Annotated in this window: 27 protein-coding genes and 1 riboswitch; of the genes, 13 read left to right on the top strand and 14 right to left on the bottom strand. The window is 62.4% G+C overall.

The genetic code is table 11. The annotated features are described in order from the left end of the window. The first annotated feature begins 10 nt into the window (after window positions 1-10). Genes GH983_RS19655 through GH983_RS19645 form a run of 3 tightly spaced genes read left to right on the top strand, consistent with a single transcriptional unit; the run spans window position 11 to window position 3,103 of the window. The gene (locus GH983_RS19655; protein ID WP_054150049.1) at window positions 11-1,525 is read left to right on the top strand and encodes an aldehyde dehydrogenase (NADP(+)); all 1,515 of its coding nucleotides are present in this window, start codon (window positions 11-13) and stop codon (window positions 1,523-1,525) included. A gap of 9 nt (window positions 1,526-1,534) precedes the next feature. Next, complete coding sequence (locus GH983_RS19650; protein ID WP_153763291.1) at window positions 1,535-2,467, top strand: 2-dehydro-3-deoxygalactonokinase; 933 nt, start codon at window positions 1,535-1,537, stop codon at window positions 2,465-2,467. 3 nt (window positions 2,468-2,470) lie between these two features. Beyond that, window positions 2,471-3,103 carry a 2-dehydro-3-deoxy-6-phosphogalactonate aldolase gene (locus GH983_RS19645; RefSeq protein ID WP_153763290.1) on the top strand — a complete coding sequence of 211 codons (633 nt, stop codon included), beginning with the start codon at window positions 2,471-2,473 and terminating at the stop codon, window positions 3,101-3,103. A 271-nt stretch (window positions 3,104-3,374) separates the two neighbouring features. Here GH983_RS19645 and GH983_RS19640 read toward each other — a convergent pair whose 3' ends face one another. Both GH983_RS19640 and acnA read right to left on the bottom strand, forming a co-directional pair. Then, entirely contained in the window at window positions 3,375-4,163 is a 789-nt protein-coding gene (locus tag GH983_RS19640) for a thioredoxin family protein (protein WP_054150052.1), read from the bottom strand. A 162-nt stretch (window positions 4,164-4,325) separates the two neighbouring features. Then, window positions 4,326-7,019 carry an aconitate hydratase AcnA gene (acnA, locus tag GH983_RS19635; RefSeq protein ID WP_153763289.1) on the bottom strand — a complete coding sequence of 898 codons (2,694 nt, stop codon included), beginning with the start codon at window positions 7,017-7,019 and terminating at the stop codon, window positions 4,326-4,328. A 273-nt stretch (window positions 7,020-7,292) separates the two neighbouring features. On the opposite strand from acnA, the gene ccmA reads away from it, so the two are divergent. From ccmA to GH983_RS19610, 5 genes are read left to right on the top strand one after another with little or no spacing between them, the layout of a single operon-like run. Then, entirely contained in the window at window positions 7,293-7,940 is a 648-nt protein-coding gene (gene ccmA / locus GH983_RS19630; RefSeq protein ID WP_153763653.1) for a heme ABC exporter ATP-binding protein CcmA, read from the top strand. Then, the gene (gene ccmB / locus GH983_RS19625) at window positions 7,937-8,596 is read left to right on the top strand and encodes a heme exporter protein CcmB (protein WP_054150054.1); all 660 of its coding nucleotides are present in this window, start codon (window positions 7,937-7,939) and stop codon (window positions 8,594-8,596) included. The genes ccmA and ccmB overlap by 4 nt, the downstream gene beginning before the upstream one ends. A gap of 59 nt (window positions 8,597-8,655) precedes the next feature. Continuing rightward, entirely contained in the window at window positions 8,656-9,423 is a 768-nt protein-coding gene (locus tag GH983_RS19620; RefSeq protein ID WP_054150055.1) for a heme ABC transporter permease, read from the top strand. Next, window positions 9,420-9,593, top strand: a complete 174-nt coding sequence (gene ccmD / locus GH983_RS19615; RefSeq protein ID WP_054150056.1) for a heme exporter protein CcmD — start codon at window positions 9,420-9,422, stop codon at window positions 9,591-9,593. The genes GH983_RS19620 and ccmD overlap by 4 nt, the downstream gene beginning before the upstream one ends. After that, window positions 9,590-10,180, top strand: coding sequence for a DsbE family thiol:disulfide interchange protein (locus GH983_RS19610; RefSeq protein WP_153763288.1), 591 nt, complete (start codon window positions 9,590-9,592; stop codon window positions 10,178-10,180). Before ccmD ends, GH983_RS19610 begins: the two co-directional genes overlap by 4 nt. Window positions 10,181-10,190: 10 nt before the next feature. Here GH983_RS19610 and GH983_RS19605 read toward each other — a convergent pair whose 3' ends face one another. From GH983_RS19605 to GH983_RS19555, 11 genes are all read right to left on the bottom strand, one after another. Next, window positions 10,191-10,781: a DUF2585 domain-containing protein gene (locus tag GH983_RS19605; RefSeq protein WP_153763287.1), complete on the bottom strand. Its 591-nt coding sequence runs from the start codon at window positions 10,779-10,781 to the stop codon at window positions 10,191-10,193. Next, entirely contained in the window at window positions 10,778-11,419 is a 642-nt protein-coding gene (locus tag GH983_RS19600) for a septation protein A (protein ID WP_069042761.1), read from the bottom strand. Before GH983_RS19600 ends, GH983_RS19605 begins: the two co-directional genes overlap by 4 nt. Window positions 11,420-11,446: 27 nt before the next feature. Further along, the gene (gene ftsY / locus GH983_RS19595; protein ID WP_069042762.1) at window positions 11,447-12,763 is read right to left on the bottom strand and encodes a signal recognition particle-docking protein FtsY; all 1,317 of its coding nucleotides are present in this window, start codon (window positions 12,761-12,763) and stop codon (window positions 11,447-11,449) included. 19 nt (window positions 12,764-12,782) lie between these two features. Beyond that, entirely contained in the window at window positions 12,783-14,000 is a 1,218-nt protein-coding gene (gene mtaB, locus GH983_RS19590) for a tRNA (N(6)-L-threonylcarbamoyladenosine(37)-C(2))-methylthiotransferase MtaB (RefSeq protein WP_246727586.1), read from the bottom strand. Window positions 14,001-14,071: 71 nt separating this feature from the next. Then, window positions 14,072-14,980 carry a diaminopimelate epimerase gene (gene dapF, locus GH983_RS19585; RefSeq protein WP_153763286.1) on the bottom strand — a complete coding sequence of 303 codons (909 nt, stop codon included), beginning with the start codon at window positions 14,978-14,980 and terminating at the stop codon, window positions 14,072-14,074. A gap of 87 nt (window positions 14,981-15,067) precedes the next feature. Then, complete coding sequence (locus tag GH983_RS19580) at window positions 15,068-15,673, bottom strand: thiamine phosphate synthase (RefSeq protein WP_153763285.1); 606 nt, start codon at window positions 15,671-15,673, stop codon at window positions 15,068-15,070. Further along, entirely contained in the window at window positions 15,670-16,446 is a 777-nt protein-coding gene (locus GH983_RS19575; RefSeq protein ID WP_153763284.1) for a thiazole synthase, read from the bottom strand. Before GH983_RS19575 ends, GH983_RS19580 begins: the two co-directional genes overlap by 4 nt. Before the next feature lies 1 nt (window position 16,447). Next, the gene (gene thiS / locus GH983_RS19570) at window positions 16,448-16,645 is read right to left on the bottom strand and encodes a sulfur carrier protein ThiS (RefSeq protein ID WP_153763283.1); all 198 of its coding nucleotides are present in this window, start codon (window positions 16,643-16,645) and stop codon (window positions 16,448-16,450) included. Next, window positions 16,642-17,625: a glycine oxidase ThiO gene (thiO, locus tag GH983_RS19565; RefSeq protein WP_153763282.1), complete on the bottom strand. Its 984-nt coding sequence runs from the start codon at window positions 17,623-17,625 to the stop codon at window positions 16,642-16,644. The genes thiS and thiO overlap by 4 nt, the downstream gene beginning before the upstream one ends. Beyond that, window positions 17,625-19,460, bottom strand: coding sequence for a phosphomethylpyrimidine synthase ThiC (gene thiC, locus GH983_RS19560; RefSeq protein ID WP_153763651.1), 1,836 nt, complete (start codon window positions 19,458-19,460; stop codon window positions 17,625-17,627). Before thiC ends, thiO begins: the two co-directional genes overlap by 1 nt. 91 nt (window positions 19,461-19,551) lie before the next feature. Further along, a riboswitch (TPP riboswitch) is annotated at window positions 19,552-19,682 on the bottom strand. Between the two features lie 47 nt (window positions 19,683-19,729). Next, a complete protein-coding gene (locus tag GH983_RS19555) occupies window positions 19,730-20,815 on the bottom strand; it encodes an MBL fold metallo-hydrolase (protein ID WP_153763281.1) in 1,086 nt (361 codons plus the stop codon). Window positions 20,816-21,123: 308 nt separating this feature from the next. Here GH983_RS19555 and ffh point away from each other — a divergent pair, with 308 nt between their 5' ends. From ffh to trmD, 5 genes are all read left to right on the top strand, one after another. Then, window positions 21,124-22,695, top strand: coding sequence for a signal recognition particle protein (gene ffh / locus GH983_RS19550; protein WP_153763280.1), 1,572 nt, complete (start codon window positions 21,124-21,126; stop codon window positions 22,693-22,695). A gap of 10 nt (window positions 22,696-22,705) precedes the next feature. Continuing rightward, window positions 22,706-23,026, top strand: a complete 321-nt coding sequence (locus tag GH983_RS19545) for a chorismate mutase (protein ID WP_153763279.1) — start codon at window positions 22,706-22,708, stop codon at window positions 23,024-23,026. A gap of 64 nt (window positions 23,027-23,090) precedes the next feature. Next, window positions 23,091-23,465, top strand: coding sequence for a 30S ribosomal protein S16 (gene rpsP / locus GH983_RS19540; RefSeq protein ID WP_054150068.1), 375 nt, complete (start codon window positions 23,091-23,093; stop codon window positions 23,463-23,465). A 388-nt stretch (window positions 23,466-23,853) separates the two neighbouring features. Beyond that, window positions 23,854-24,432, top strand: coding sequence for a ribosome maturation factor RimM (gene rimM / locus GH983_RS19535; protein WP_054150069.1), 579 nt, complete (start codon window positions 23,854-23,856; stop codon window positions 24,430-24,432). Window positions 24,433-24,439: 7 nt separating this feature from the next. Next, window positions 24,440-25,132, top strand: a complete 693-nt coding sequence (trmD, locus tag GH983_RS19530) for a tRNA (guanosine(37)-N1)-methyltransferase TrmD (protein ID WP_069043992.1) — start codon at window positions 24,440-24,442, stop codon at window positions 25,130-25,132. On the opposite strand, the gene GH983_RS19525 is transcribed toward trmD, so the two are convergent. Continuing rightward, window positions 25,114-25,860, bottom strand: coding sequence for a sulfite exporter TauE/SafE family protein (locus GH983_RS19525; RefSeq protein ID WP_054150084.1), 747 nt, complete (start codon window positions 25,858-25,860; stop codon window positions 25,114-25,116). The two genes, trmD and GH983_RS19525, sit on opposite strands and share 19 nt — an antisense overlap. Window positions 25,861-26,065: the final 205 nt, after the last annotated feature.

Below are 26,065 nucleotides of genomic sequence, written 5' to 3'. Positions count from 1 at the left end.
GGCCCATCCCATGGCCTATACACCGACTGGAAAACACCTGATCGCCGGCAACTGGGTTGCCAGCACGGATACTTTCACCTCGTCGCCTGCCACGGGCTCCTCCCACACGTTTTCGAAGGGCACGCCTGCCCTGGTCGATCAGGCGGTCAAGGCCGCCGAAGAGGCCTTCGAAACCTATGCCTATTCGACGCGCGAAGAACGGGCCGCCTTCCTCGATGCCATCGCTGAGGAGATCGATGCACGCGGCGACGCGATCACCGAGATTGGCTCCCAGGAAACCGGCCTGCCGGAAGCCCGCCTGATCGGTGAGCGCGGCCGTACCACCGGCCAGCTTCGCCTGTTTGCCGCCCATATCCGCAAGGGTGATTATCTCGACCGCCGTCACGATGAAGCCCTGCCGGATCGCAAGCCGCTTCCGCGTTCGGACCTCAGAATGGTCCAGCGCCCGATCGGCCCTGTCGCCGTCTTCGGTGCCTCAAACTTTCCGCTCGCCTTCTCGACGGCTGGTGGTGATACGGCTGCAGCCCTTGCTGCCGGCTGCCCCGTCGTGGTCAAGGCGCATGATGCCCATCCGGGCACCGGCGAAATCGTGGCGTCTGCAATCGATGCCGCGATCAAGCGTTGCGGCGTGCATCCGGGCGTCTTCTCGCTGGTGCATGGTGGCAGCCGGGACGTCGGCCAGGCACTGGTCCAGCATCCGCTGATCAAGGCTGTCGGGTTCACCGGTTCGCTCGGTGGCGGTCGCGCGCTCTTCGATCTCTGCGCCCAGCGCCCTGAACCGATCCCGTTCTTCGGCGAGCTCGGCTCGGTCAACCCAATGTTCATGCTGCCCAAGGCTGTTGCCACCCGTGGCGAAGCCATCGCCAAGGGCTGGGTCGGTTCGCTGACCATGGGTGCCGGCCAGTTCTGCACCAATCCGGGCATCGTTGTGCTGCTCAAGGGCGCCGACGCCGACAAGTTCGTCGAGACGGCAACCGAGGCCCTTTCGGGTGTCGGACCGCAGACCATGCTGACCGACGGCATCGCCAAGGCCTATCGTGACGGCGCAACCCGCATCGCCGGTACCGAGGGCGTGCGCTCGGTGCTCACCTCGACCTGCGACCTGCGCAACGCTACCCCTTACCTGTTCCAGACTACAGCCAAGGACTGGCTCGACAATCACGTGCTCGGCGAGGAAGTCTTCGGACCGCTCGGCCTGATCGTCATCGCGGAAAGTGAAGACGAAATGGTTGCCATGGCCCGCAGCCTTTCCGGCCAGTTGACGGCATCTCTGCATGTTGACGCCGGTGACGAAGCGCTTGGCAAGCGGTTGATGCCGATCCTGGAGCGCAAGGCTGGCCGCGTGCTCGCCAACGGCTTCCCGACTGGCGTCGAAGTGGCCGATTCCATGGTTCATGGTGGCCCCTACCCGGCGTCCACGAACTTCGGCGCGACCTCGGTCGGTACGCTGTCGATCCGTCGCTTCCTGCGGCCGGTCTGCTTCCAGGACATCCCGGCGGCGCTTCTGCCGACCGATCTCGCCTGAGGACATCCCGTGACTGCATCAGCCTTTGCCGCGCTCGTCGATTGGGGCACCAGCAACCTGCGTATCTGGCTCGTTGACAGCCAGGGCGCGGTCCTTGGTGAAAGGCAGTCACCCGAGGGAATGGGCAGCCTGGATAAGGCTGCCTATCCTGCCGTGCTGGAAGGGCATCTTTCCGCACTCGGCGCACCATCGGATCTGCCGGTGGTGGTGGCCGGCATGGCCGGTGCCCGCACCGGCTGGCGGGAAGCACCCTATGTGGAAACGTCAGCACCCCTGGTCGGCCTGTTCCAGCATGCGGTCCAGCCGGAGGGCGTCAATCGCCCGGTCTATATCCTGCCTGGCGTCTGCCAGCGCGAGGGCGGTGCCTTTGACGTCATGCGCGGCGAGGAAACGCAGTTGGCCGGTGCCCTGGAGCAGGGCCTCGACAATGCCCTCTTCTGCTTGCCTGGAACCCATTCCAAATGGGCCTTGGTCGAGAACGGTCAGGTGAAACGCTTCTCGACCGTCATGACCGGTGAGCTATTCAATCTGATTAGCCGGCAATCGATCCTGCGGCTTTCCGTTCCGGAAGACGGTGATGCGGAAGCCGATCCCGACATTTTCGACGCTGCCGTCGATCAGGCGCTGCAGCCCGGGTTTGCGCTGACCTCCGTGCTGTTTTCGATCCGTGCCGAAAGCCTGCTTGCTGGCCAAGGCGCAAAGGTCAATCCGGCAGCTCGTCTTTCTGGCCTTCTCATCGGTGCCGAGATCGCTGCCATCCGCGATGACCTTCTGCGCCACGGAAAGGCCTATCTGATCGGTACGGGCAAGTTGACTCGTCTTTATGCGCGCGCCATCACCAAGGCCGGCGGTGAGCCTGTACTGCTTGATGGCGGCCTGCTGGTACGCCGTGGCCTGCTCGCCTCGGCGCTTTCGCTTTTCGATCATGAATTCAAGGACTGAACGATGACTGCCTCCGTTGCCTGGCCCGCCCTTCGCCGCAACCTCGTTGCCATCCTGCGCGGCATCAAGCCGACCGAGATCGAGGCAACCGTCGATGTTCTCATCGAGGCTGGCTTCGAAGCGATCGAAGTGCCGCTGAATTCCCCTGATCCCTTCGTCTCGATCGAAAAGGCGCGCAAGCGCGCTCCCGCAAACGTGCTGATCGGCGCCGGCACCGTGCTCGAGGTTGCCCAGGTCGATCGCCTTCATGACGTCGGCGGAAATCTGCTCGTCACCCCGAATGTCGAACCCGACGTTATCAGGCGTGCCGTCGCCCATGGCATGGTCGCAATGCCGGGCGTCTTCACGCCGACCGAAGCGCTCCTTGCCGCCAAGTGTGGTGCTGCTGCGCTGAAGTTCTTCCCGGCAAGCGTTCTCGGACCAGGCGGTATTTCGGCGATCAAGGCCATCCTGCCACCGAATCTGCCGATCGGCGCGGTCGGCGGTGTTTCCGATTCCAACTTTGCCGATTACTGGAAGGTCGGCGTTCGTGCCTTCGGTCTTGGCTCCAGCCTGTACAAGCCGGGCGACGATGCCAAGCTTATTGGCGAGCGTGCCGTCAGAAGTGTGGAGGCCTACGACGCCCTGCAGGGCTAAGTGGGAACGACCTTATCTGCATTAAGAGCCCGTCCGCCTGCCGGACGGGCTTTTTTCGTTTCAACTTATGAATATGGCGTGTGACCGATATCACGCGTCAAATCAGATAAACGTGCAGCTGCCCAAATTTGAACATACCTGCGCCGCTTTTTGCGATATAGTATAACTAACTTGGTTGGCGCGGTGCGCCAAAAGGTCCGGTCTGGCGCATTGACCCCTTACCCCCAGCCCCCCAATGCTTCCGGGCCGGACCACACCAGGTTGTTTTCCCTCACAGCGTATTCGGCTTCACCATCATCATCGTCGCACCGACGATATGGGAGGGGTTTCCTTTTTCATCTGCCGTTTGCAGCAGGATCGCACAGCCGTCGCTCTTGTCGTCGCCCATGCGTCTTGCGGGCAGCGTGATGTCCAGAGGCTTCCCGTCCCACATGCCGACAGTCTGCACATCGGTCACGCTGTGCCAGTAGTCCAGGTTCTGTCCGGTGTTTTCACCCTTCAGGACCTCGACGGTCTGATGCTGGCGGAAGTAAACGACGACAACATTGGCCTTGCCGCGACCGGCACCCACCGAAATCGTCAGCTGGTCGTCGTGCCGCGAGGCGCGGATGGGCACAAGCAGGCCCTTGCCGGCAGACTGGAGCTTCTGGAGGCGGCGGTCGATATCCGTTGCGTCGGTGCCCTTCAGGTGCTCACGACCGTTGAGAACCGCTTGGGGCGTGTAAACGCCGCTTCGGCCAAAGGCCTTCGCATAGGCGTATTGCCGCTCGGTGTTCTCGGGCGTGGCAAGTGTATCGGCCCAACCGAGATAATTCCAGTAATCGACGTGATAGGAGAGTGCCACCACCTCGCCCTGGCGGACCAGTTTCTCGAAGGCGCGATCGGCAGGTGGACATGAACGGCAGCCCTGCGAGGTGAAGAGCTCGACGACACCCTTAGGTTCGACAAATTCCTCGGCCGTGCCTTGCCCCGGAAAGAGGAACAGGCTTGCGGCGGCGAGGGCCACCATTGCCCATGCCGTGACCCATGCCGTTGTCTTGTCAGAATTCTTGTGCCGCATGCTATCGAGATGCCTTCACTTGAGTGCAGCACTGATAGCGCCAAGAGCGCCATGCGGGAAGTCACGATGGGGTGAAACTTTCGGCACCGGCCGAGCGTGCTGGTGCAAAAGAGAAGGCCGCCGGTTTCCCGGCGGCCTCTCTTGGTTTTGTGCTTTAACCGATCAGGCGGCGAGATCGCGCAGAACGGTCTGCAGGATGCCACCATTGTTCATGTAGGTCACTTCGTCGAGCGTATCGATGCGGCAGAGCAGCGGTACGTCCTTCACGGTGCCGTCGGAGTAGGTGATCTTGGCGATCTTCTTCTCGCGCGGCCTGATGTCGCCTTCCAGGCCTTCGATCGTCACGATCTCGTCGCCCTTGAGGTTCAGCGAAGCCCAGGTGGTACCTTCTTCGAAGGTGAAGGGCACGACGCCCATGCCCACGAGGTTCGAGCGGTGGATGCGCTCGAAGGACTGGGCGATCACGGCCTTGACGCCGAGAAGGTTGGTGCCCTTGGCTGCCCAGTCGCGCGACGAACCGTTGCCGTATTCGACGCCGGCGAAGATGACGAGCGGAACGCCCTCTTCCTTGTACATCATGGCTGCATCATAGATCGACAGCTCTTCCTTGGACGGATAGTGGACGGTGTAGCCACCTTCCTTGCCGTTCGGGCCGAGCATGTGGTTGCGGATGCGGATGTTGGCGAAGGTGCCGCGCATCATGACTTCATGATTGCCGCGGCGTGTGCCGTACTGGTTGAAGTCCGCCACGCCGACGCCGTTGTCGGTCAGGTAGGCACCTGCCGGAGACGCTGCCTTGATCGAACCGGCCGGAGAGATGTGGTCGGTGGTGATCTTGTCGCCGAAGAGACCAAGGACGCGGGCGCCGTTGATGTTCTTCAGGCCCGAGCCAGTCTTGCCCATGCCGACGAAGTAAGGCGGGTTCTGCACATAGGTCGACTTGTCATCCCAGGCATAGGTCTGACCGGCGGGGACCTGAACGGCCTGCCAGTTTTCGTCGCCCTTGAAGACGTCGGCATACTTCGATTCGTAAAGTTCGCGCGTGACGTATTTCAGGATGAATTCCTGGATCTCGTGCGAGGTCGGCCAGATGTCCTTGAGGAAGACCGGGTTGCCGTTCTGGTCTTCACCGAGCGGCTCCGTGGTCAGGTCCTTCTGGACCGTGCCGGCAAGCGCGTAGGCAACGACCAGCGGCGGAGATGCCAAGTAGTTGGCCTGGACGTCAGGCGAGATGCGGCCTTCGAAGTTACGGTTACCCGAAAGTACGCCTGCGGTGATCAGGCCCTTGTCGTTGATCGTCTTCGAGATTGGCGCCGGCAGTGGGCCGGAGTTGCCGATGCAAGTGGTGCAGCCGAATCCGACGAGATTGAAGCCGAGGGCATCGAGTGAAGTCTGAAGGCCCGACTTGGCGAGATATTCGCCAACGACCTGAGATCCCGGCGCAAGCGAGGTTTTCACCCACGGCTTGGACTTCAGGCCCTTGGCAACGGCGTTGCGCGCGAGAAGGCCAGCTGCAATCAGCACGCTCGGGTTCGAGGTGTTGGTGCAGGAGGTGATTGCGGCAATCGCCACGTCGCCATGGCCCAGGTCGAAGTCCGTGCCTTCAACCGCGTAGCGGTTCGAGAGCTGGCCGGGCTTCTTGTAATCGCCTTCGAGCGCCGTTGCGAAGTTAGGAGCAATGGTTTCGAGCGGCAGGCGGCCTTCCGGACGCTTCGGGCCGGCCATGGACGGGACAACGTCGCCGAGATCGAGTTCCAGCGTGTCGGTGAAGACGAGATCCGAACCGTCGCTGTCACGCCACATGCCCTGAACCTTCGAATAGGCTTCGACGAGGGCGATACGGTCCTTGGTGCGGCCGGACATGGTCAGGTAGTTGATGGTTTCGCCATCAACCGGGAAGAAGCCGCAGGTCGCGCCGTATTCCGGACCCATGTTGCCGATCGTTGCACGGTCGGCGAGCGACATCGAATCAAGGCCGGGGCCGTAGAATTCGACGAACTTGGAGACGACGCCCTTCTTGCGCAGCATCTGCACGACGGTCAGAACGAGGTCGGTCGCGGTCACGCCTTCCTTGACCTTGCCGGTCAGCTTGAAGCCGATGACTTCAGGCAGCAGCATGGAGACCGGCTGGCCGAGCATGGCGGCTTCAGCTTCGATACCGCCAACGCCCCAGCCGAGAACGCCGAGACCGTTGATCATCGTGGTGTGGCTGTCCGTGCCGACGCAGGTGTCCGGGTAGGCGGTGGTTTCGCCGTCCTCATCCTTGGTCCAGACGGTCTGGCCGAGGTATTCCAGATTGACCTGGTGACAGATGCCGGTGCCGGGCGGCACGACGCGGAAGTTTTTGAATGCCTGCTGGCCCCACTTCAGGAAGCGGTAGCGCTCGCCGTTGCGCTCGTATTCGAGTTCGACGTTGCGGGCGAAAGCTGTCGGCGTGCCGAATTCGTCGACGATGACCGAGTGGTCGATGACGAGGTCGACAGGAACCAGCGGGTTGATCTTTTCCGGATCACCACCGAGATTGACCATGGCGTCGCGCATGGCGGCGAGGTCGACAACGGCGGGAACGCCGGTGAAGTCCTGCATCAGCACGCGGGCCGGACGATAGGCGATTTCTGCCTCGGTCAGGCCCTTGTTAGCAAGCCATTCGGCAACGGCCTGAATGTCCTTCTTGGTGACCGAACGGCCATCTTCGTTACGGAGAAGGTTCTCGAGAAGCACCTTCATCGAGTAAGGGAGCTTCGATACACCGGCAAGACCGTTCGCTTCGGCCTTCGGGATGCTGTAGTAGACATAGTCTTTGCCGTCAACGGTCAGGACCGACCGGCAATTGAAGCTGTCGAGAGATTTAGCCACGGATAGAAACCCCGCATATTCTGATAGCCAACACAATCGTGCGGACGCCTATGCACTTCATGCACATCAGGATGCGGGTACGACCATTTCCGCTGTCCGCACGTGAAAATCGCTCCTCGCGATATTCAAGTTCGGCACAAGGATGAACTTCACGCCGGCCGCTGGCGTGGTTGCAGGTCTTATAGATAATTTCTAAGAAAGGCGCCAGACCGACGAAGGACGAAAACGGAATTTTTTATGAGGCAGGCCTCATCCTGCCAGAAGGCGACCATGATCAGGTTCGAAGCCGAAAATCTCTCAGCGCGCCGTGGCGAGGATCTGATTTTCGTTAATGTTTCCTTTAAGTTGGCTCCAGGAGAAGCGATGGTTCTGACGGGCCGAAACGGCTCCGGAAAATCGACGCTTCTGCGCGTCATTGCCGGACTTCTTCGTCCGGAGACAGGCCGGGCGGTCTGTGTCTCCGACGCGGACGTAGAGGCCCGGCCCGCCGGAGAATTCAGCCATTACCTCGGCCATCGAAACGGCATGAAGCGCGAACTGACGGTCGCCGAGAACCTCGCCTTCTGGAAATCCTTCCTCGGCGATATCCGCGGAGGAGTGGGGCTCAGCGTGGAGGAGGCGGCTGCGGCCGTCGATCTTTCCGGCATCACGCATCTTCCGTACGGCTATCTTTCTGCCGGACAGCAGCGGCGCTTCGCCATGGCGCGGCTTCTTGTCGCGCATCGCCCGGTCTGGATCCTCGACGAGCCGACGGCCGCACTCGACCGCAAGGCGGACGCGATGTTCGAAGAGCTCGTGCGCCGTCACCGGCAGTCTGGCGGTATCGCACTTGCCGCAACCCATCAGCCGCTCGGGATGGAAGGAGCCCAGACCTTGGAGATGCTCGGCTTCGATGGCGTCGAATTGGAGTATTCCGCATGATGGCGCTTTTTCTCCGGGATCTGAAACTCTCCGTCCGTGCCGGCGGCGGCGCGATGATCGGTGTCCTGTTCTTCACCACGGTCGTTGCCGTCATCCCCTTCGGTGTGGGGCCGGATCTCAATCTGCTCTCGCGGATCGGACCTGCCATCGTCTGGATCGGGGCCCTGCTCTCTGCCCTGCTCGGCCTCGATCGGCTGTTCCAGGCCGAACGCGACGACGGGTCGCTCGACATTCTGCTAATGCAGGAAACACCGCTCGTGCTCACAGTGCTCGTCAAATGTCTGGCGCATTGGGTTGCGACCGGTCTGCCGCTGGTGATCGCCTCGCCGCTTCTCGGCCTTTTCATGAACATGGATGAGGTCGCCATCGGCGCCGTGATGCTGACACTGCTGGTCGGATCGCCGGCGATCACCTTCATCGGTGCGGCCGGTGCCGCGGTCGCCGTCGCCCTGCCCCGCGGTGGTCTGCTGGTGTCCATTCTCGTGCTGCCGCTTGCCGTCCCCGTGCTGATCTTCGGTGTCAGTGCCTCCTATGCGGCGGTGGAGGATCCTGCCCCTTTCCTGCCGCCCTTCATGTTCCTTTCGGCCATCACGCTTCTCTTTGCCGTGATCGGACCCGTGGGTGCGGCCGCCGCCTTGCGCAGTTCAGGCGATTGAGACAATTCGGCTTGACTAGGATCAATTGCAGGGCCGGCTGAGACAGGCTAGAACAAGGCATGACCGACAATAGCATCGCCCTGACCAAGATTATCGATCTCGCCAACCCGACGCGATTCCTCGCTTTTGTCGAGCGGGCCCTGCCGTGGTTTGTCGGCATCACCGCGCTCCTCTTTGTCGTGGGGCTATACCTTGGTTTCACGTCAGAGACGGACTACCAGCAGGGTGATACCGTGCGCATCATGTATGTGCATGTGCCTGCCGCCTGGCTCTCGATGATGTGTTATTCCGTGATGGCACTCTCGGCGATCGGCACGCTGGTCTGGCGTCATCCGCTGGCGGATGTCAGCCACAAGGCTGCTGCCCCGCTCGGGGCGGCCTTTACGCTGATTGCTCTCGTCACCGGTTCGCTGTGGGGCAAGCCGATGTGGGGCACCTGGTGGGTCTGGGATGCGCGCCTCACCTCGGTCTTCGTGCTGTTCCTGATGTATCTGGGCCTGATTGCGCTTAATCGATCCATGGACGACCCGTCCAAGGCTGCGCGTGTCAGCGCCGTCCTGATCCTGGTCGGCTTCGTCAACATCCCGATCATCAAGTTCTCGGTCGACTGGTGGAACACGCTGCACCAGCCGGCCAGCGTCATGCGCCTCGACGGTCCGACCATCCATCCCGAGTTTCTCTGGCCGCTCCTCGTCATGGCTTTGGCCTTCACCCTCCTCTTTTTCACGCTGCATCTGATGGCGATGCGCAACGAGATATGGCGCCGCCGTGTCGGCGCACAGCGCCGCATGGCAGCCCGTCAGGCTGGCCGGGAGCATCAGGCATGACGCACGCCTTCTACGTCATTGGATCTTATGTACTGACAGCTGCCATCTGTCTCAGTTTGGCCGTCTGGATCTATCTCGACGGTCGGGCCCGACAGGCGGAACTGAAAGCACTTGAAGGACAGGGCATTCGCCGCCGTTCGGCCTCTGCCGGACAGGACACGTCGGCATGACCGAGCGCAGCGAAACCGAAGTAGCCGGTTCCAAGGGGCGTGGGCGGTACTTCATTGCCGCCTTGCCGCTCGTCCTGTTTGCCGGTCTGGCTGCGGTCTTCATGACCCAGCTTCAATCCGGTCGCGACGTATCGGAGATCCCGTCGGCCCTGATTGGGACCAAGGCACCGGTACTCGATCTTGCCGCTCTTGAGGGCTCCGAGCGCCCGGCGCTGACCACGGCCGCCATTTCCGGCAAGCTGACGCTGGTCAACGTGTTTGCCTCCTGGTGCGTGCCCTGCCGCCAGGAACACCCGATGCTGCTCGAACTCTCCAAGGACCCACGCGTCAATGTCGTCGGGATCAATTACAAGGACCGCAACGACAACGCGCTGCGGTTTCTTGGCGAACTCGGCAATCCCTACGACGCGATCGGGGTTGATCCAAATGGCAAGGCTGCCATCGATTGGGGTGTCTATGGCATTCCGGAAAGCTATCTCGTGGGACCCGATGGCATGATCCTCTACAAGAAGGTCGGTCCCTTCGATCCGGAGAGCTTCAAGACCCAGCTGATGCCGGCGATCGAAAAGGCCCTGGCCGGCAGCTGAGCCTCCTCGATCAGAGAGCTCCCTGCCATGTCTTCACCGCCTCGATCGGCCAAACCAGCATGACGACGTTTAGCGTCAGGTTGTCTCTGATGACGATGGCCGTCAGGATTTCGAACGCGATCGTGAGCACCACCGTCAGCCAGATCGGCGCGCGCACCGCAAAGAAGAAACCGGCGATCATCGCGACCATATCCATCCCCGAGTTCAGGATGCTGTCGCCGCTATAGCCGACCGCCATGGTGGCCGTCCGATAGCGGTCGAGGACAAGAGGCGAGTTTTCCAGGATTTCCCAGCCGGCTTCGATCAACGCTGCGAGCGCGAGCTTTGCCGCGAGCGGCTTTTTGCGCAGCACGAGCCAGCCGAGGCCATAAAAGAGGAAGCCGTGAATGATGTGAGACGGAGTGTACCAGTCAAACAGATGCTGGGAGTTTCCAGGCGTGTTCACGCCCGCTTCGAAAAGCTTCACATAGCCGCATTCGCAGATCCAGAGCCGCCCCATCAGATACTGGGAGACAACCTGAACGAGGATGATGACGAAGGTCACCGCCAGCCAGAAATGCGTCGTCGAGTTCTCGCCCGCCTGGCTGGTCGTATCGGTCATTCCGCTTCCTTCTCTTCCAGCGAGTGCTTCATGATCAGCGGCATCTGGGCGAGCGTAAAGAGGATGGTGATCGGCATGGTGCCCCAGACCTTGAAGCTGACCCAGACATCATCGGAAAAATTGCGCCAGACGACCTCGTTCAACACGGCGAGGAAGAGGAAGAAGATGCCCCAGCGGAGCGTCAGCTTCCGCCAGCCTTCAGCGTCCAGCTGGAAGGCAGCGTTGAACACGTAACCCAGAAGCGAGGTGCCGAAGGCCAAGCCCCCGAGCAGAACGACGCCGAAGAGCGTGTTGACGATCGTCGGCTTCATCTTGATGAAGGTGTCGTCCTGGAGCCAGATCGACAGGCCGCCGAAGACCAGGACGACAATGCCCGAGACAAAGGGCATGACCGGCAGGTGCTTGAAGACGATCTTCGAAATGATCAGCGAGAGGATGGTTGCGGCCATGAAGAGGGCGGTCGCAATCAAGAGCGGCCCGCCGATCGCTGTCAGCTCCGGAAATGTCCGGGCCAGCCATTCGCCGCGCAGGTTGCCGAAGAAGAAGATCAGGAGCGGCCCGAGTTCAAGCGCCATCTTCAGCAGGGGATTCTGTTTCTCGGCCTTGGAGGCGTGGGTATCGGTGGATGTATCCGACATGATGTCGTTCCCTAAAGTTTCCGGCGCTCAGCGCGCGATGCCGGCAATGGCGCTGGCGAAGTCTTCCGCCTCGAAGGGTTCGAGGTCGTCGATGCCTTCGCCGACGCCGATGAAATAGACTGGCAGTTTGTGTTTTGCCGCGATGGCAACCAGTATGCCGCCGCGCGCCGTGCCGTCGAGCTTGGTCATGATCAGGCCGTTGACGCCCGCCACATTGCGGAAGATCTCGACCTGCTGCAGGGCGTTCTGGCCTGTCGTGGCATCCAGCGTCTGCAGCACCGTATGCGGCGCATCCGGATCCAGCTTGCCGAGAACGCGGACGATCTTTTCGAGTTCCGCCATAAGCTCCGTCTTGTTCTGCAGCCGGCCGGCGGTATCGATGATCAGGACATCGGATTTTTCCGCCTTGGCCTTCTCGAAGGCTTCATAGGCGAGGCCTGCGGCATCGGCGCCGAGCTTGGTGCCGATGAAGGTCGAGCCGGTGCGGTCTGCCCAGATTTTCAGCTGCTCGATGGCGGCCGCACGGAAGGTGTCGCCGGCGGCGAGCATAATCTTGAGACCCGAGCCCGACAGCTTGGCGGCCAGCTTGCCGATGGTTGTCGTCTTGCCGGTTCCGTTCACACCAACGACGAGAATGACATGCGGCTTGTGGCTGAGATCAAGGGCCAGTGGCTTGGCGACCGGCTTCAGCACCTTGACGATCTCTGTCGCCATGATCTTGGTGACGTCCTCACCGGTCACATCCTTGCCGTAACGCTCGGAGGCCAGCGTGTCGGTGACGCGGAGCGCCGTTTCGACGCCAAGGTCGGCCTGGATCAGCAGGTCTTCCAGCTCCTCGAGCGTCTCGTCATCCAGCTTGCGCTTGGTGAAGAGCGCGGTGATCTGGCTCGTCAGCTGCGAGGAGGTGCGGAAGAGGCCGGCTTTCAGGCGCTGGAACCAGCTCAGTTTCTCCGCCTGGGCGGGTGCTTCGGGTTCTGGCGCTCTGGTCTCAGCGGAGGCGAAACCCTTGGGCAGGACGGGGACCACGGGCTCCGATACAGAATCCAAGGCGGCCGCGGTTTCAATTTCTGCTTCCGGCTCGTCGGCTTCCGCCTCGAGCAAGTCTAGCGGCACCATGGAGAGATCTTCAGGCGACAGATCGTCCGCCGGTCCGCCGGCCGTTTCCATCTCTTCTGCGAGAACCGGGTCCTTGGCCACGACTAAATCTTCGTCGTGATCTTTCGGCTCGCTTTCGGCATAGATCGCAGCCTTCTCCTCGGCCGTCAGCTCCGCCGGTGCTGCGGGCGTTTCTGCCGGCTTCTCCTTGCCGAAGGTGAAGACTTTCTTGATGAAGCCGAGGGCCATGGTCACTCTATTCCGTCTCTCAGGCAGCCGCGTCAGCCGCTGCCGATACAATCGTCAGATGGCGACCGTTATGGCCGCCTATCGAGACCTCGACGAGGCTGCCAGGGTTCATGCCGGGCGCTGCAACGAGGGTGAAGTCTTCCGTATGCGCCATTTCGTTGCGCTCGACCAGCAGCTTCTGCCGGGTCCCGACACGCGAGGCGAGATGGATAGCCTGCAATTGATCGGCGACGGCCCGAAGGTCTGCGGCACGCGCCTTGACGAGTGCCCGGTCCAGCTGCGGCATGCGCGCTGCCGGCGTGCCAGGGCGGGGGCTGTAGGGAAAGACATGCAGGTGCGCTATGCCGATCTCCTCGGCAAGGCGCGCGGAGTTTGCTGCCATCTCCTCGGTCTCCGTCGGGAAACCGGCGATCATGTCGGCGCCGAAGGCAAAGCCGGGGCGCAGCCGCCGGACCTGCTCGGCAAAGGCAATCGCGTCGGCGCGCGAGTGCCGCCGCTTCATGCGCTTCAGGATCATGTCGTCGCCATGCTGCAGCGATAGATGCAGATGCGGCATGAAACGCGGTTCCTCGGCGATCAGGTCGAAGAGATGGCTGTCGGCCTCGATGCTGTCGATCGAGGAGAGGCGCAGCCGCAGGATCTCCGGCACCTGCTTCAGGAGCGTCTTGGCGAGAAGGCCAAGCGTCGGATTGCCAGGCAGGTCCGCGCCATAACTCGTCGCATCCACCCCGGTCAGCACCACTTCGCGATAGCCGTTCTCGACAAGCTTGCGCGCCTGGTCGACGACGGCGCCCATCGGCACGGAGCGCGAATTGCCGCGGCCATAGGGAATGATGCAGAAGGTGCAGCGGTGATCGCAGCCATTCTGCACCTGCAGGAAGCCGCGCACATGGCCGTCGATATGCGCCACCATCTGCGGTGCCGTTTCGGTCACGCTCATGATGTCGTTGACGGCAACCTTCGCTTCCGCCGAGACACCGAAATCCGGCAGGCGGCGGTAGTGCTCGGCCTTGAGCTTTTCCTCGTTGCCGAGGACGGCGTCGACCTCGGGCATATCAGCGAAGTTTTGCGCCTCCGTCTGGGCAGCACAGCCGGTGACGATGATACGGGCTCCCGGGTTCTCCCGGCGCGCCCGGCGGATCGCCTGGCGGGCCTGGCGCACGGCCTCCGAGGTGACCGCACAGGTGTTGACGAGGATCGCGTTGTCGAGGCCGGCCTTGGCGGCTTCGGCCTTCATGACTTCGGATTCATAGGTGTTGAGGCGACAGCCGAAGGTGATGACCTCGACAGAACCCTTTTGCACGGAAGTCACGGGGTGGCGGCCTCTGCATCGGCGCTCATATCGCGCTGCCAGCTGCCGGTGGCCGGATCAACCATGCCCGACCATTCCCATTCCGCGGGGCCGGTCATCACGACCTTGTCGTCGGCGCGCCAATCGATGGTCAGCGTGCCGCGATTGGGGCTCGACGCCACCGTGATCGTTACCTTGCGCTCGGTGCGGCCGGTGCGCGCAGCAGACACGCCAGCGGCGCAGGCAGCAGACCCGCAGGCAAGCGTCAGGCCGGCGCCGCGTTCCCAGGTGCGTGTCACCATTGATGTCTTCGAGATGACCTGGGCCAGCGTGATATTGGCCTTTTCCGGGAAGATCGGATGGTTTTCGAGGAGCGGCCCGAAACGTTCCAGGTCATAGGTCATCGGGTCGCGATCGACCCAGAACACAGCATGCGGATTGCCCATCGACATGGCCGAGGGCGAATGCAGGATCGGCGCGTCGATCGGACCGATCTGCAGCTCGATGCGGCTGGTGTCGTGGAATTCTTCCGAGAGCGGGATCTTGTCCCAGGCAAAGACTGGCTTGCCCATGTCGACGGAGATCGTGCCATCCGCATGCTCTACGGCGTTGAGGATGCCGGCGATGGTCTGGAAGGTGAAGCTCTTGCGACCGGTTTCGCTGGCGAGTGCCTGCACCACGCAGCGCGTGCCGTTGCCGCAGGCCTGCGCCTTCGAGCCATCGCAATTCAGGATGTCGATATAGGCGTCCGTGCCGTCGACCTTGGGATCATGGATGGCCATGATCTGGTCGAAGGCCGTTGCCTGTTCGGCGGCGAGCGCGACTGCGGCAGCCGGGGTCACCCGGTCGGTGCGACCGCGCATGTCAATGACCAGGATCTTGTTGCCAAGCCCGTTCATCCTAGCGAATTCGACCCGATCCGACATCGTCACTCCATACAACTGCACTTTCAGCCTATATGGCGGAAATACAGCCAAATTACCAGTAGAGCGACCAAAACCGCGCAACCATGGTCAACGCCATGGCTCGGTGACTCCAAGCCATTCGCGAGTTCGCGCCTCCGGATCGGCATTGAGCGTGATGTCGGTGACCACGGCCGCACTGTCGCCACCTGCCGCAAAGACACCGGGAAGCCGGTCGGGGCGAAGCCCGCCGATCGCGACCAGGGGCAGGGGGGCGATCTTTTCTTTCCACATGGTCAGCCGTTCCAGGCCCTGCGGGGCCCAGGGCATCTTTTTCAGGATCGTCGGATAGACAGGGCCGAGGGCAACATAATCAGGCTTGGCGGCGAGCGCGGTTTCGAGTTCGGCCTCGTCATGGGTGGAGAGGCCGAGCTTCAGGCCCGCGCTGCGGATCGCTGCGAGATCGGCCGTTGCCAGATCCTCCTGGCCGAGATGGACGAAGTCGCAGGCCTCGTCGATGGCGATCTGCCAGAAGTCGTTAACGATGAGCTGGCAGCCTTGGTCGGCACAACATTGCCGGGCGCGGCGGATGTGCTGGCGAAGCACAATTTCCTCTGCGTCCTTCATCCGCAGCTGCACTAGCTTCACACCCAGCGGCACCAGCCGCTCGATCCAGTCGGCATTGTCGACGATCAGGTAGAAGGGATCGAGCTTCATGCGAAAACCCCCTTTCCGATGACGGGGGTGGATGGCACGGCCATGTCGCGCGGTTCCAGCATGCCGGCATGATGGGCGATATGTCCTGCCTCGATTGCCTTGGCAAAGGCCTCGGCCATATCAGCCGGATCGCCGGCGCTGGCGACGGCGGTGTTGAGCAACACGGCGTCATAGCCGAGTTCCATCACAACAGTCGCATGGGAGGGACGACCGATGCCGGCATCGATGATCAGCGGCACGTCGGGGAATTCCGCCCGCATGGATTTGAGTGCCGGCAGATTCTGCGGCCCCATGGCACTGCCGATCGGGGCGCACCAGGGCATCAACACCCGGCATCCGGCGGCGAGCAGCTTCTCCCCGACCACCAGATCGTCTGTCGTGTAGGGGAAGACCTCGAAGCCTTCGGCGTTCAAGATCTTCGCCGCGTCCACCAGTTCGAAAACATCAGGCTGCAGCGTGTCGTGATGGCCGATCACCTCGAGCTTGATCCAGCTGGTGCCGAAGACCTCCCGCGCCATCTTTGCCGTCAGCACCGCCTCGCGGGCGCTGTGGCAACCGGCGGTGTTGGGCAGGACGTGGACGCCGAGGTCGCGGATCAGCTGGAAGAAGGCCCCGCCCGCCTTGCCGCCTGCGGTTTCCCGGCGCAGCGACACGGTGACGATCTCGGTCTTCGATCGCCGCACCGCCTCCGCCAGGATCGCGGGCGAGGGGTAGCGCGCCGTGCCGAGCAGCAGGCGCGAGGAGACGGTCTTGCCATAGAGTTCCAGGGCCATGTCAGCCTCCCTGCATGGGCGAGAGGATCTCGATCCGGTCGCCATCGTTCAGTGCCTGCGACGATCGCTCCTCGCGAGGAACCAGGTCGCCATTGACGGCGGTTGCCAGCCAGTCGCCCTCGTAGTCGAGCTTGGCGAGGAGATCGGCGAGGTTGCCGGCATCGAGCTCCAGAGCTTCTCCGTTGACGGTGAGCTTCATGCGCTCCTCCTTCTCTCGATTGCGTTTGTGGTCGTGAGCCTGTCCGCCGCCTCACGCGCCAGTGCTGGAGCCAGCAAAAAGCCGTGGCGGTGCATGCCGGCCACTGCCAGGCCGTCTGAGGTTTTGATGAGGCGTGGCACATTGTCCGGGAAAGCCGGGCGGATGCCGGTGCCGGTTTCCACGATGCGCGCCTCGGCAAAGGCCGGGTGCAGCGCATAGGCGGTGTTCAGCAGCTCCATCATCGAGCGCGCCGTGATCGGTCCGTCATCGTCAGTCTCGATCATGGTCGCGCCCAGCATGAAAAGCCCGTTGCCGCGCGGCACGATGTAGAGGGGGTGGCGGGGATGCAGCAGACGCACGGGACGGGAGAGGGTGACGTCACCCGTCTCGAGATAGAGCATCTCGCCGCGCACACCGCGCAATCCGTCGATCTCACCGATCGCCTGTGGTCCCCGGCAATCCACGACGCTCGCATAGCCTCCCGCATCAGCGGCCTCCTCCCCGAAGCGGAAGGAGACACCCAACTGCCGCGCTGCCTGATAAAGACGCCGCAATGCCTTGCGGGGATCGAGATGGGCCTCTTCTGAGAAGAAGAGGCCGCTGCCGAAGCGCCCTTTGAGATCCGGCTCAAGCTCTGCGATCTCGTCCTCGCCCAGCCAGCGATGGCCGCGCGTGCGGGTCGCAAAGCGCTTGAGGTCGGCGAGATCACGCGGGTTGGCCAGCACCAGCGTGCCCCGGCGCTGGACGAGACCGGGCACGGCCTCGTCCCACCAGTCGGCAGCGGCAAGCCCTGATGTCAGCACGATCTCTTCCGCCGCCTCCCGCTCGCAATAGGGGGCGAGCATGCCGCCCGCCCAATGGGAGGCGCCAAGCCCGATATCGGCCCGGCGCTCCACGACCTCGACGGAGACGCCCTTTCGCGCCAGTTCCAGCGCCGTCGCCAGCCCTCCGACACCGGCGCCCTTTAGGAGGATGGTCATCACCGCTCTCCCGTCTCAAGCGCTGCGATCTCGTCTGCCGTCATGTAGAGATCGCCGCCGGCCCGGTATTTCTCCGCCATGGCGGTCAGGCCCTCCTTCTGGGCCTCGGCGCGGATGTCATGCGAGATCCGCATCGAGCAGAATTTCGGCCCGCACATCGAGCAGAAATGCGCAACCTTGTGCGCCTCCTTCGGCAGGGTTTCGTCATGGAAGGCGCGGGCCGTTTCCGGGTCGAGCGAGAGGTTGAACTGATCCTCCCAACGGAATTCGAAGCGGGCCCGGCTGAGTGCATCATCGCGCAGCTGCGCTGCCGGATGGCCCTTGGCGAGGTCGGCGGCATGGGCTGCTATCTTGTAGGTGATGACGCCGGTCTTCACATCGTCACGGTCGGGCAGGCCCAGATGCTCCTTCGGCGTGACGTAGCAGAGCATCGCGGTGCCAAACCAGCCGATCATCGCGGCACCAATGCCGGAGGTGATGTGGTCATAGCCGGGTGCGATATCCGTCGTCAGCGGCCCCAGCGTATAGAAGGGGGCCTCGCCGCAGGTCTTCAGCTGCTTGTCCATGTTCTCCTTGATCTTGTGCATGGGAACATGGCCGGGCCCCTCGATCATCACCTGGCAATCTCTCTCCCAGGCAATCTTGGTCAGCTCACCCAGCGTCTCCAGTTCGGCAAACTGGGCGGCATCATTGGCATCGGCAATCGAGCCGGGGCGCAAGCCGTCGCCCAGCGAGAAGGAGACGTCATAGGCGCGGCAGATGTCGCAGATTTCCTCGAAATGCTCGTAGAGGAAGCTCTCCTTGTGATGATGCAGACACCACTTGGCCATGATCGAACCGCCGCGCGATACGATGCCGGTCACGCGGTTGACGGTGAGCGGGATGTAATGCAGCCGCACGCCGGCATGGATGGTGAAATAGTCGACACCTTGCTCGGCCTGCTCGATCAGCGTGTCGCGATAGACCTCCCAGGTCAGATCCTCGGCAATGCCGCCGACCTTTTCCAGTGCCTGGTAGAGCGGCACGGTGCCGATCGGGACGGGCGAATTGCGGATGATCCAGTCGCGGATGTTGTGAATGTTGCGGCCGGTCGAGAGATCCATGACCGTGTCGGCTCCCCAGCGGATCGCCCAGACCATCTTCTCGACTTCCTCGGCCATGGAGGAGGTGACGGCGGAATTGCCGATATTGGCGTTGATCTTCACCAGGAAATTCCGGCCGATGATCATCGGTTCGAGTTCGGGATGGTTGATGTTGGCGGGGATGATGGCCCTCCCTGAGGCGATCTCCTGGCGGACGAATTCCGGCGTGACGTGATCCGGGATAGCGGCGCCGAAGCTTTCACCGTCACGGACAAGCGCTTCCTTCGCTGCCTTGCGGCCGAGGTTTTCTCGGATCGCGACAAATTCCATTTCCGGCGTGATGATGCCGGCGCGGGCATAGGCGAGCTGTGTGACGGCCTTGCCGCCCGTTGCGCGAAGGGGTTGATGTTTCACGGGAAACACCGGGGTCATCTTGTCGGCAGAGACGAAGCCGTTGTCTTCGGGCTTGATCGCGCGGCCGTCATAGGCCTCGACATCGCCGCGTGCCTCGACCCAGGCTGTCCGGTGCCGCCAGAGGCCCTGATCGATGGCGATAGTGGCTTGCGGATCGGTGTAGGGTCCCGATGCATCGTAGACATTGACCGGCGGTTCGCCGGAGGTCGGATGCAGCGCGATCTGGCGCAGGGGCACGCGGATATCCGGGTGCATATCGCCCGGCAGGAAGATCTTGGTCGAGGCGGGAAGCGGCCCGGTGGTGACGTCGGGTCTGTCGAAATGCGGGGCAATGTTCATCATGGAGCTCCAAGTGTTCAGGTTGGAGACCCAGTCATGTCAGCCGGAATGATGGAAAGACGCCACGGGATTCGGATTCCGAATCGTCGTTTTTGCAGCGCTCGCACCGTCCCTACGCCAGTATGAACTGGATCAGGTTCAACGGGTCATCGCGCTGCTTGTCCCTTGCGGTTTGGCGTAGCGAAATCTCAGCCCCTTGTCGGGACACCCCTGGTGAATGCATTAAGTCTGGCCAAAAGCGGCCGGTCTGTCAACGCGGAAGGTGAGCCTCAGGCGCCGGCGCGAGGCACCTCGAACTGCTGGCCGGGGCGCAATCCCTTGAAGCGCTCATTGCCAATGCCGGCCGCAGACATGGCCACGCCCAGTGCCTTCGGCGGATCGTCGATGCCTTCATTGGTCAGCTGGAACGTGCCGAAATGGTGGCCTATGCCGAAGGCCGCGCCGCTCAAGCGAAAGCCTTCGATCGCTTCTTCCGGGTTCTGGTGCTGCGCCTTCATGAACCAGCGCGGCTCGTAGGCGCCGATCGGCATGATGGCGATCCTGATGTCGCCATGCTTTGCCTTGATCTCGCGATAGTGCTTTCCTTCGGCATAGCCGGTATCGCCGATGTGATAGATCTTGCCGCCTGGCGTCTCGATGACGAAGGCAGCCCAGAGCGCCATGCGCCGGTCGCCCATACCGCGCGCCGACCAGTGATGGCAGGGCTCGCAATGGATGGCCACGCCCTTACCGATCTCGACCCGGTCACCCCAATCCATGACATCAGCCACCATGCCCGGCATGTCGTCGCGCATGATGGTGTCGTTGCCGAGCGGGGTGACGATGCGGGGATTGTCCCGCCTGAAAAGGCGCCTCAGCGTCGCCGTGTCCAGATGGTCGTAGTGATTGTGGGTGACGATGACGATGTCGATTTTCGGCAGGTCGTCGAAGGTTACACCCGGCGGATTGTTGCGCTTTGGTCCGGCAAAGGAGACGGGGCTTGCGCGCTCCGACCAGACCGGGTCGGTCAGGATGTTCAGCCCTGCCGTCTGGATGAGCAGGGTCGCATGGCCGACCATGGTCACGACAAGCCGGCTTCCCTCGACACGTGGTTCCGGTTTCGTCGTCACGACATCGGCAGCCTGCGCCGGTCGCGGCCACTCGATCTTGCCGCCGCCGAACTGCCAGCGGAGGAACTCCGAGAAGCCGCGTGGCTCCTCTCCGCCCGGGTTGAAGAACACCTTGCCGTCGAAATGATCTGAGGCCGGACCGGAATAATAGCGGTTGCCCGCATGTGCCTCGCGCAAGCCGAGACCTCCGAGTGTTGCGGCAACGAGGCCGAAGCCCGACCATTTGAGAAAGCTGCGTCTGTTCATGGCTTACCCATATGTGGTTTTGTCAATTCTACGGCAATAGGCCCGCCGCAGATTGCTGGATGCAGCGGATCTCCCGAAAAATCGGGGCTTTGCTTGACTTCCCGACCGTTTTCCTGTTTATCCGCCGCAATCTGCGAAGAGACGAGCACTCCGAGCCGCCGACCGGGACCCGAACAGGTATAAAGAGATCCCGGAGGTCAACACCCGAAAGCGCGTTGCGCCCTCGGGTGCTTTTTGGCTTTGCGTCTTGTTTTCCGCGCGGAGAAGACCGAGGTTTGGGGTTCCCCGAACCATGCAAGGAAGAGCCGATGTTTGAGAACCTCCAGGACCGTCTTGGCTCCATTCTGAATGGACTGACCGGCCGTGGCGCACTGTCCGAGGCGGATGTCTCGGCTGCTCTGCGCGAGGTCCGTCGTGCCCTTCTCGAGGCCGATGTTGCTCTCGAGGTGGTCCGCGCCTTCACCGACAAGGTTCGTGAAAAGGCTGTTGGCGCCTCGGTCCTGAAGTCGATCAAGCCCGGGCAGATGGTCGTCAAGATCGTCCATGACGAGCTGGTCGAGATGCTTGGCACCGAAGGTGTGTCGATCGACCTCAATGCCGCAGCTCCCGTTGTCATCATGATGGTCGGTCTGCAGGGCTCGGGTAAGACGACGACCACCGGCAAGATCGCCAAGCGGCTGACGGATCGTGACAAGAAGAAGGTCCTGATGGCCTCGCTCGACACGCGTCGTCCGGCCGCCCAGGAACAGCTGCGTCAGCTCGGCGTGCAGACCGGCATCGATACCCTGCCTGTTATCGCCGGTCAGTCGCCGACCGATATCGCGAGCCGCGCCGTCCAGGCCGCGAAGCTCGGCGGCCATGACGTGGTCATCCTCGACACCGCCGGCCGTACGCATATCGACGAGCCGCTGATGATGGAAATGGCCGAGATCAAGTCTCGCGCCAAGCCGCATGAAATCCTGCTGGTCGCAGACTCGCTGACCGGTCAGGACGCCGTCAATCTCGCCCGCAATTTTGATGAACGCGTCGGGATCACCGGCCTCGTTCTGACCCGCATGGACGGCGATGGCCGCGGCGGTGCGGCGCTCTCGATGCGCGCCGTCACCGGCAAGCCGATCAAGCTGATCGGTGTCGGCGAGAAGATGACGGAACTCGACGAGTTCCATCCCCGCCGTATCGCCGACCGCATCCTTGGCATGGGCGACATCGTCTCGCTGGTCGAGAAGGCTGCCGAGAACATCGACGCGGACAAAGCCCGCGCCATGGCCGAGAAGATGGCCAAGGGCAAGTTCGACCTCAACGACCTCGCCGAGCAGATCAAGCAGATGCAGGCCATGGGCGGCATGGGCGGGATCATGGGCATGATGCCGGGCATGGCCGGCATGAAGGACAAGATCTCGGCCGCCGGCCTCGATGACAAGGTGTTCAAGCGCCAGCTCGCCATCATCTCCTCGATGACCAAGGCTGAGCGCGCCAATCCCGACGTTCTGAAACATTCCCGGAAGAAGCGCATCGCAGCCGGCTCCGGCACCGATGCCTCCGACATCAATAAACTGCTCAAGATGCATCGCCAGATGGCCGACATGATGAAAGCCATGGGCGGCAAGAAGGGCGGCGGCATGATGAAGCAGATGATGGGCGGTCTCGCGTCGAAGATGGGCCTCGGCGGCATGGGTGGCGGCATGGGCATGCCGGATCTGTCGAAGATGGATCCGAAGCAGCTCGAGGCGCTTGCCAAGCAGGCGGAAGCGGCCGGCATGAAGCCTGGCAGCTTGCCAGGTCTGGGTGCTGGTGGCCTGCCGGGTCTTGGTGGTCCGAAGCTTCCCGGCCTCGGTGGTGGCGGTTTCCCGGGCCTTCCAGGCCTGCCGAAGAAGAAGTGAGAGGGCGCCGATGATTGATCCGTCCGTCAAGGAACAGCTTTCCGGCTATCGCCAGTCGATCGACAATATCGATGCGGCGCTGGTCCACATGCTGGCGGAACGCTTCCGCTGCACCAAGGCCGTCGGCGTGCTGAAAGCCACACACGAATTGCCGCCCGCCGATCCGGCGCGCGAGGAATACCAGATTACCCGCCTGCGCCGTCTGGCTCAGGATGCCAATCTGGACCCGGATTTCGCCGAGAAGTTCCTGAACTTCATCATCAAGGAAGTCATCCGGCATCATGAAGCCATTGCCGCCGAACATGGCGGTGTAACCGAAAAGACCGCCTGACGGCGGCCTCAACAAGAACAGGGTTTGCTGCGGCGACCTGAACTAAACCTCAAGGAGTATTCACATGTCCCTCAAGATTCGTCTCGCCCGCGGTGGTTCCAAGAAGCGCCCGTATTACCAGATCGTCGTTGCCGACGCCCGCGCACCGCGCGACGGCCGCTTCCTCGACAAGGTCGGTTCCTGGAATCCGATGCTCGGCAAGGACAACGAAAAGCGCGTCGAGCTGGACGCAGACGCCATCAAGGCCTGGGTTGCCAAGGGCGCCCAGCCGACCGACCGCGTTCTGCGCTTCATGGCTGAAGCCGGTCTCGCCGAGCGCGCGACCCGCAGCAACCCGGACAAGGCAAAGCCGGGCAAGAAGGCTCAGGAGCGCGCTGCCGAGCGTGCCCAGAAGGCTGCTGACGCTGCTGCTGCCGCTTCGGAAGCTGCTGCAGAATAATCGGCATAATGCCGTTTCCAGCGGGCGGTGGGTCATCCCACCGCCCGTTTTTGCGTTTTCTTTCCGGTCGCTTCCGCCTGATACCAAGTGTCAATGATAGGAACCGATAGGATGGCTTATTGTGGGTTTCTGGCTAGGCGCGGCGCGCCGGGCGATGCTGTCGCATCGGTCAAGCGGCGCAACAACGCCAGAGGCCCACAATAAGCCACCTTTGGTCGGCTTCCCGCCCGTTCTGGCGTCGTCGAGTTCCTTGATCGATGCGCCAGCATCGCTCTTCGGACCTCTCCTAGCCAGAAAGGGCGGTCGAGCCGATCCTATGGGTTCCTATCATCGACACTTGGTATAAAAGGAATGTCGAACCGAGGTGTGTGCAGGACCGTTCCCACTCATGAGCAAGCTTGAAAATCCGATACTGATGGCCGTGATCGGTGCCGCCCAGGGGCTCCGGGGCGAGGTGCGGGTCAAGACCTTCACCGAGGATCCGCTCGGTCTCGGTGACTATGGCGTCCTCTATGCGGCTGACGGGCGAAAATTCGAGATCCTCGAAATCCGTGACGGCAAGACGGTTGCCGTTGTGCGTTTCCGCGGGATCAACGATCGCAATGCCGCTGAAGCACTCAACGGCACCGAGCTTTTCGTCGATCGTGATGCGCTGCCGGATGACGATCTCGACGAGGACGAATTCTACTACGCCGATCTCGAAGGTCTCGAGGTCTATGATGCCGAGAACAATCACTACGGCGCGGTGACCGCCGTCTATGATTTCGGCGCCGGTGACCTGCTCGAGTTGAAGGGCCCCGGCAAGCGCCCCGTGCTTATTCCCTTTTCCGAAGCGGCCGTGCTCGAGATCGATCTCGAAGGCGGACGCCTGCTTGTCGATCCGATTGCAGCGGGCCTGAAGGATGACGGGGAAGAGAAGCCTTACGGCAATGCCGGCGGCAAGCCGCGGCCGAACAATGGCCGCTGACCGCGCCATGCCCTTCAAGGCCTCCATCCTGACGCTCTATCCGGACATGTTTCCCGGCCATCTCGGACTGGCCTTGGCGGGCCGGGCGCTGGAGCGGGGCGACTGGGCGATCGAAGCAGTCCAGATCCGCGATTTCGCCGAGGACAAGCACCGCAGCGTTGACGATACGCCGTCGGGCGGCGGTGCCGGGATGGTGCTTCGGCCCGATGTGCTTGCGCGCGCAATTGATTCCATAGCCGACGATGGACGGCCGCGGCTGCTGATGAGCCCGCGCGGTCGTCCGCTGACGCAGGAACGTGTTCGGGAACTCGCTGAAGGCGAGGGCGTAGTCATCGTCTGCGGTCGTTTTGAAGGCGTCGATCAAAGGGTTATCGATGCGCGCCAGCTCGAAGAAGTCTCGATCGGTGATTACATTCTTTCCGGCGGCGAGCCGGCAGCGCTGACGCTGCTGGATGCAGTGGTGCGCATTTTGCCCGGCGTGATGGGCAACCAGTTGTCCGGCGTGCATGAAAGTTTCGAAGGCGGGCTGCTCGAACATCCCCAATACACGCGCCCCCAGGTATTCGAGGGGCGGGAAATTCCCGAAGTGCTGACGTCGGGAAATCACGCAGCCATTGAAAAATGGCGCCATGAGCAGGCGGTGAAGCTTACCCGCGAACGGCGCCCTGACCTGCTGCCCAATCAGCCGGTCAAGAAGTAGTAGGCGGCAAGGCCAAGTCCGGCCGCCACGACCAGCCAGCGCAGCACGTTCTGCGGCACTTTCTTGGCCATCGCGACGCCTGCATAACCGCCCATCGCCACAGCGGGGATCATGATGGCCGCATGCAGCCAGGATAGTGCGCCTGCACTGGCGAAGATCACGATGGCGACGGCCGCGATAACGATCGACAGGAAGTTCTTCAGCGCGTTCAGCCGGTGATAGTCGCCGCCGCTTGCCAAGCCCAGCGAGGCGAGCATCATGATGCCCATTCCAGCGCCGAAGAAGCCACCGTAAAAGGATGTGACAGCCTGCATCACAAGGCCCAGAGGGCTTGCGGGATGGCTTTCACCCTTGGTCTTCGGCCTCAGCTTGGGGCCGGCTGCAAAAATAGCGGTCGCACCGAGCAGCAGCCAAGGGACCATGGAGCGGAAGGCCGGGTTCGACAGCGAGATCAGGAAGAGCGAACCGCCAACCGCTCCGACTGCCGAAACGATGCCGAGCACAATTGCGCCGCGCTTCATCTCCTTGAGCTCGGCGCGATAGGCAAGCGTAGAGGTGATATAGCCCGGAAACTGCGTGACCGATGAGGTCGCGTTGGCGCTGATCGGGGGAAGGCCGGCGAGGGTCAGCGCGCCGAAGGTCAGGAAGGTCCCACCGCCCGCAATGGCATTCACTGCTCCCGAAAGAAAGCCGGATGCGAAGAGCAGGGCGATCAGAGCCATAGACATGCGAACTATCTCCACCGTGATGAGGAGGACGTGATAGGAGGAGAGTTCCTGCGCCGCAAGGCTTCGCACGGGATCGGCCATGCAAAAATTCGCCGCGTTAGGGGTGACAAGCGGAGCGTCTTGGTGTATTGGCCGCCTCGGAAATGGGCTCTTCGCCCGTCTGCCACAACAAAGAACTGCGAATTCGCTCCGGCCCGTCAGGGTC

The sequence above is a fragment of the Agrobacterium sp. MA01 genome (assembly GCF_009650195.1).
GTDB lineage: Bacteria > Pseudomonadota > Alphaproteobacteria > Rhizobiales > Rhizobiaceae > Allorhizobium.
This window is presented reverse-complemented; position numbering and strand designations above follow the sequence as displayed.